Source organism: Nitratidesulfovibrio oxamicus (genome assembly GCF_015731765.1).
GTDB classification, from domain to species: domain Bacteria; phylum Desulfobacterota; class Desulfovibrionia; order Desulfovibrionales; family Desulfovibrionaceae; genus Cupidesulfovibrio; species Cupidesulfovibrio oxamicus.
The window spans coordinates 1-5887 of sequence record NZ_VRYY01000135.1; the positions used below are offsets into that span (position 1 = coordinate 1).

The 5887-nt window shown below is 67.3% G+C and carries 6 protein-coding genes and 1 pseudogene; all 7 read left to right on the forward strand.

Translation table 11 applies throughout. From position 1 onward, the window contains the following. On the forward strand, nt 1-670 hold a 670-nt coding region (locus FVW20_RS06070), incomplete at its 5' end, for a sulfite exporter TauE/SafE family protein (RefSeq protein WP_196608729.1). 24 nt (nt 671-694) lie between these two features. After that, a complete protein-coding gene (locus FVW20_RS06075) occupies nt 695-1114 on the forward strand; it encodes a DUF1634 domain-containing protein (protein WP_196608730.1) in 420 nt (139 codons plus the stop codon). A gap of 178 nt (nt 1115-1292) precedes the next feature. Further along, complete coding sequence (locus FVW20_RS06080) at nt 1293-2885, forward strand: sigma-54 interaction domain-containing protein (protein ID WP_196608731.1); 1593 nt, start codon at nt 1293-1295, stop codon at nt 2883-2885. Nucleotide 2886: 1 nt separating this feature from the next. Continuing rightward, the gene (locus FVW20_RS06085; protein ID WP_196608732.1) at nt 2887-3234 is read left to right on the forward strand and encodes a NifB/NifX family molybdenum-iron cluster-binding protein; all 348 of its coding nucleotides are present in this window, start codon (nt 2887-2889) and stop codon (nt 3232-3234) included. Then, nucleotides 3231-4961: a sensor histidine kinase gene (locus tag FVW20_RS06090; RefSeq protein WP_196608733.1), complete on the forward strand. Its 1731-nt coding sequence runs from the start codon at nt 3231-3233 to the stop codon at nt 4959-4961. The genes FVW20_RS06085 and FVW20_RS06090 overlap by 4 nt, the downstream gene beginning before the upstream one ends. 2 nt (nt 4962-4963) lie before the next feature. Then, the gene (locus tag FVW20_RS06095; protein WP_196608734.1) at nt 4964-5362 is read left to right on the forward strand and encodes a response regulator; all 399 of its coding nucleotides are present in this window, start codon (nt 4964-4966) and stop codon (nt 5360-5362) included. A 46-nt stretch (nt 5363-5408) separates the two neighbouring features. Continuing rightward, a pseudogene (locus tag FVW20_RS06100) lies at nt 5409-5887 on the forward strand (HAMP domain-containing histidine kinase); the annotation flags it as partial.

The following is a 5887-nucleotide window of genomic DNA, read 5'->3' on the forward strand; positions in this document are numbered from 1 at the left end:
GGGCGCGCTGGCGGCCGGCCCCGGCCTGCTGAAGCGCAACCTGGCCAGCCTGCGCCTGGCCCTGCCCGTGGCGCTCATCGCCTCGGCCTGCTCCATCGTGGGGGCCATGGTCGGCCTGGCCCTGCCCACCAACGTGGTGCAGATCTGCCTTGGCGGCACCATCCTGTTCATCGCCGTGCTGCTGCTGGTGTCCAAGAACACCGTGCGCCCCGAGGTGAAGAAGCAGGACGCCATCAGCGTTGCCCTCGGCATGGACGGCGTGTTCATCGAACCCTCCACCGGCGAGGTCATCGACTGGAAAACCCACCGCACCCTGCCGGGCCTGCTGCTGTTCATCATCATCGGCCTCATGGCGGGCATGTTCGGCCTTGGCGCCGGGTGGGCCAACGTGCCGGTGCTCAACCTGCTCATGGGCGTGCCGCTGAAGGTGGCCGTGGGCACCTCCAAGTTCCTGCTGTCCATCACCGACACCTCGGCCGCGTGGGTGTACCTGAACCAGGGCTGCGTCATCCCGCTGATGGCCATCCCCTCCATCATCGGCCTGATGCTGGGTTCGTTCGTGGGCGTGCGCCTGCTGGCCGTGGCCAAGCCCAAGTTCATCCGCTACATGGTCATCGGCGTGCTGCTGTTCTCTGGCGGCAAGGCGCTGCTGAAGGGCCTGGGCATCTAGCCCGGCGCACAGGAGGAAACAGACATGTCCAATCAGTCCGTCAAGGCGTCTCCGGAACAGGTGACCTACGCCAACCTGCTCTATTACGGCTGCTGGGGTTCGCTGGCCATCATGGTCGTCACCTACCTCATCTACGTGCTGGGCATCCTGCCCCCGCACATTCCGCTGGACGTCATCACCCAGTTGTGGAGCCAGCGCGTGGGCGTGTACCTGGCCCAGGGCAACGTGCCCACCGGCTGGGGCTGGGCCTCCCTGATCCTGCAGGGCGACTTCCTGAACTTCATCGGCATCGTGCTGCTCGCGGGCATGACCATCATCTGCTACCTCACGCTGATTCCCGCCTTCCTCAAGAAGAAGGATCCGCTGATGGCCACCATCGCGGTGCTCGAAGTCATCGTGCTTACCGTGGCGGCTTCCGGCATCTTCGGCGCTGGCGGCCACTAGGCATTCCGATCTGAAACGCGCCCGGCACAGCCGCTTGCAAAAATGTGCCGCCCGTGGAACTGCCATGGGCAACGGTCCGGGGTGCGACGCGGCGCCCCGGACCTCATCCCCCGACGCCGGACGCCCCGTGTCCTCACCCAGCGCCCGGCATAACGCGCAACGACGGAACAGGTGCTTCGTGTCCACGCAGCAGACAGGGCCAGCAGCCCCGCACAGCATCCGGTCCCGCGCCGGGTCGCCCGCACGTCACGGCGCACCGCCGCCGCACGTGTCGGGCATCTCGCCCTTGCCGGTAGACCTGGCCGCCATGCTGGACGCCCTGCCCGTGGGCGTGGCCCTGCTGGACATCGACTGTTCCATCCGCCTGATGAACCGCGCGCTGGAAACCCTGACCGGGTTCACCACGGCGGAAGTGCGCGGCATTCCCTGCCGCCACGCCCTGCGCGCCAGCATCTGCCTGTACCGCTGCCCGCTGCGCCGCCCGCTGACCACCGCATCGGGGGTTACCGTGGCCACGGCGTCGGGCGCGCATTACGACATGATCGACGACGGCGAACTGCCCCCCGCGCAGGAAGGCGACATCCTGAACCGCCATCGCCGCCGCATCCCGGTGCGCATGAGCATGTCCCCCCTGCGCGATGCCGATGGCCGCGTGGTGGGCTGGCTGCACGCCGTGGAAGACCTGACGCTGGTGCGCGAACTGGAGGAAAAGACCGCAAAGGGCGAGGCCTTCGGCCCGCTGGTGGGGCGCAGCGTGGCCATGGAACGGGTGTTCCAGGCCCTGCCCGCCGTGGCACAGAACGACGGCCCCCTGCTGGTCACCGGAGAGACGGGCACAGGCAAGGACACCCTGGCCGAGGCCGTGCACAAGGCGTCATCCCGCGCCCGCGAGCCGTTCGTGAAGGCCAGCCTGTCGTCCCTGCCCGAATTTCTGGCCGAATCTGAACTGTTCGGCCACCGCAAGGGGGCCTTCCCCGGCGCGGAAGAAAACAAGCCGGGGCGGTTCCGACTGGCCCAGGGCGGCACGCTGTACCTCACCGAGATCGGCGATTTGCCCCTGTCCATCCAGGGCCGCCTGCTGGCCTTCCTGGACGAGGGGGTCATCTACCCCGTGGGCGCCACAGACCCAGTGGCGTGCGACGTGCGCCTGGTGGTGGCCACCAACCGCGATCCGGAACAACTTGTGGCCGAGGGCCGCCTGCGAGAGGACCTGTTCCGCCGCCTGTCCGCCGTGCGCCTGCACCTGCCCCCCCTGCGCGACCGGGGCGAGGACATCGAATTCCTGCTCAACCACTTCATGGGGCATTTTGCCGCGCGGATGAAAAAGACCGTGCGCGGCTGCTCGGGCAAGGCCCTGCGCACCCTGTTGGACTACCCATTCCCGGGCAATGTGCGCGAACTGCGCAACATCGCCGAATACGCCGTAACCCTGTGCCATGGTGAAACGGTGATGCCCGCGCATCTGCCCGCGTATCTTTTCCAGGCCAAGGCCGAGGCCCGCCGCGCCGAGCGCGAGCGCAGGACCGGGCGCGTTGCTGGCGCATTCGGCCAGCCGGGTTCGCCGGACGCCTCCGACACAACCGGAGACGCCCAGGCATCCCCCGGCGACGGCGGCGAACACCTGGCCCGCACCAGCGTCAGCGACCTGGAACGCCGCCTCATCGCCGACGCCCTGCAACGCACCGGCAACCGCCGGGGCGAGGCGGCCGAACTGCTGGGCTGGGGCCGTTCCACCCTGTGGCGCAAGATGAAACAGTACGGGATGTGCTGATATGCCCGCCACCCTGCTCATACCCCTGTACCGTGACGAGGTAGCGCCCCGCTTCGACCTGGCGGGCGAGGCCCTGCTGGTGCACCTGGACGCCGACGGCGCCGAGCTTTCCCGTTCCAGCGTGCTGCTGGCCCACGCCTCTTCCGAGGAACTGTGCCGCATCGCGCTGGAGGAAAAGGTGCGCGTGGTGATCTGCAACGGCATCGACGACGAGTTCTGGCAGTACTTGCGCTGGAAGCGCATCGAGGTCATCGACAACGTCATGGGTCCGGTGGACGAGGCCATTGCCCGGTTTCGCGCCGATGCGCTGCGCCCCGGCGACATCCTGTTTCACAGGAGCGACGCATGAGCCGCCTGGAACGTTTCCGCAGCCTGTTCCGCACCGCGCTGGACGTGCCGGAAGAAATCGCGCCGGAACGCTACCAGGCCCTGCGGCGCAAGATCACCCTGCTGCTGACCACCGCCGCCGTGGTGCCGCTGCTCATCCTGTCGGTCATCAACTACCACCAGTACCGCGCCACCCTGACGCGCGAAATCGTCACCCCCGTGCGCGGGCTGGTGAACAAGACCCGCCATTCGTTCGAGCTGTTCCTGGCCGAACGCGCCTCCACCGTCAGCCTCATCTCGCAGGTGTACACCCCGGCGGAACTGGCGGACGAACGCAACCTGAACCGCATCTTCCGCGCGGTGAAGGGTGAATTTCCCGGCTTCATCGACCTTGGGCTCATCGACGAGAACGGCGTGCACGCCAGCTATGTGGGCCCGTACAACCTGAAGGGCAAGGACTACTCCACGGCGGACTGGTACCAGCAGACGCGGGTCAAGGGCGTGTACGTCAGCGACGTGTTCATGGGCTTCCGGCGCTTTCCGCACATCGTCATCGCCGTGCAGCGCATGACCGACGACGGCCATTCGTGGGTGTTACGCGCCACCATCGACACCGGGCAGTTCGACCGGCTCATCGCCTCCATGGGGCTGGAGCCGGAAAGCGACGCCTTTCTGGTGAGCACGGCCGGAGTGCTCCAGACCGCCTCGCGCTTCTATGGCGCCGTGCTGGACCAACTGCCCCTGCCCATGCCGCCCATGACCTATGAAACGGCCACGCTGGAAACCACCGACCCGGCAGGGCGCGACGTGTTCATCACCTACACCTACTTCCAGCACGCCGACTTCGTGCTGATGGCGGTGAAGCCCCGCGCCGACATCTTCAAGCCGTGGACCACCCTGCGCAGCGACCTGATACTGCTGTTCGTCACCAGCGTGGCGCTGATACTGTCCGTGACCTTCGGCCTGACCGACCTGCTGGTGCGGCGCATGCGCGCCAGCGACGAGCGGCGCATCGCCGCCTTCGTGCAGATGGAACACACCCAGAAGCTGTCCTCCATCGGGCGGCTGGCCGCCGGGGTGGCGCACGAGATCAACAACCCACTGGCCATCATCAACGAAAAGGCGGGCCTGGCCTCCGACCTCATGGAACTGGCCAAGGACTTTCCGGAACGCGACCGCTTTCGCGGGCTGGTGGACGCCATCCTGCGCTCGGTGGAACGCTGCCGCTCCATCACCCATCGGCTGCTGGGCTTTTCTCGCCGCATGGACGTGAACATCGAGCAACTGGACGTCAACGACGTGCTCAAGGAAACCATGAGCTTCCTGGAACAGGAGGCCCTGCACCGGTCCATCACCACCTCGGTCAGCCTGGACCAGGCCATGCCGCGCATCGCGTCGGACCGGGGCCAGTTGCAGCAGGTGTTCCTGAACATCCTGAACAACGCCTTCGCCGCAGTTCCGGACGGCGGCTCCGTGACGCTGGCCACCTGGCTGCGCGACCCGGACACCGTGGGCGTATCCATCAAGGATAACGGCAAGGGCATGTCCGACGAGGTGCTTCGCCACATCTTCGAGCCGTTCTTCACCACCAAGAAGACCTCGGGGACCGGCCTTGGCATGTTCATAACCTACGGCATCATCAAGCGCCTTGGCGGCGACATCGCGGTGCAGAGCAAGGAGGGCGCGGGCACCACCGTGTCCATCTTCCTGCCCGTGAAGGCGGCGCCCACGGCCACCCTCGGGAGCTAAGCATGCAGGAACTGAAGGTTCTGCTCGTGGACGACGAGGAGGAGTTCGTCACAACCCTGGCCGAACGACTATCGCTGCGCGGCATGGCCACGCGCATCGCCACCGACGGCGAGCAGGCACTGCGCGCCGTGGAGGCGGAGCCTCCCCACGTTGTGGTGCTTGACCTGATGATGCCCGGCATCAAGGGCACCGAGACCCTGCGCCGCATCAAGGCCGGGCACCCCGCGGTGCAGGTCATCCTGCTGACCGGGCACGGCAGCGCGCGCGACGGCATCGAAGGCATGAAGCTGGGCGCTTTCGACTACCTGATGAAGCCCCTGCGACTGGAAGACCTGCTGGAAAAGCTGCACGAGGCAGGCAGGCTGGCGCAGGCAGCCCAGGACAATGGCGGCAACAGCTAGCCCCCGGCAAGAGTCTCCGCACAACGCACCGCACAGGAAACACGGCATGGCACACGACGATACCATCCACATGGCCGCCCCCGCCGCGACCACTGCCACCTCCGCGACCTCCCCAACGGGCGCAACGGGTGGCGCAACCGGTGGGGATGATGCCGCCCACGAATGCGTGGGCCACCTTGCCGCATCGGCCACACACGAATTGCAGAACGCCCTGGCGGTAATCCGCGAATCCGCCGGGCTGATGCAGGACCTCGTGTCCCTGTGCGGCGAAGGGCTGCCCCACCGCGACCGGCTGTGCACCATGCTTTCGCTGATTCAGGAACAGGTGGCGCGCGGGGGCGACCTTGCGTGGAACCTGAACCGCCTGGCCCACGCCTGGGAAGAGGGCGGCGAGGCCGCCCGCGACCTTGGCGCGGTGCTGGAGGAATTCGTGGCCCTGGCCCGGCGCGGCTGCGCCATGCGGGGGGTGGAACTTTCGCAAGGGGACGGCCCGGCGGTACGCGTGAACGCCCCCGGCCTGGCCCT

Coding starts and splice junctions, on each gene's coding strand:
- FVW20_RS06075 (WP_196608730.1), top strand. CDS start 695: ATGTCCAATCAGTCCGTCAAGGCGTCTCCGGAACAGGTGACCTACGCC.
- FVW20_RS06085 (WP_196608732.1), top strand. CDS start 2,887: ATGCCCGCCACCCTGCTCATACCCCTGTACCGTGACGAGGTAGCGCCC.
- FVW20_RS06090 (WP_196608733.1), top strand. CDS start 3,231: ATGAGCCGCCTGGAACGTTTCCGCAGCCTGTTCCGCACCGCGCTGGAC.
- FVW20_RS06095 (WP_196608734.1), top strand. CDS start 4,964: ATGCAGGAACTGAAGGTTCTGCTCGTGGACGACGAGGAGGAGTTCGTC.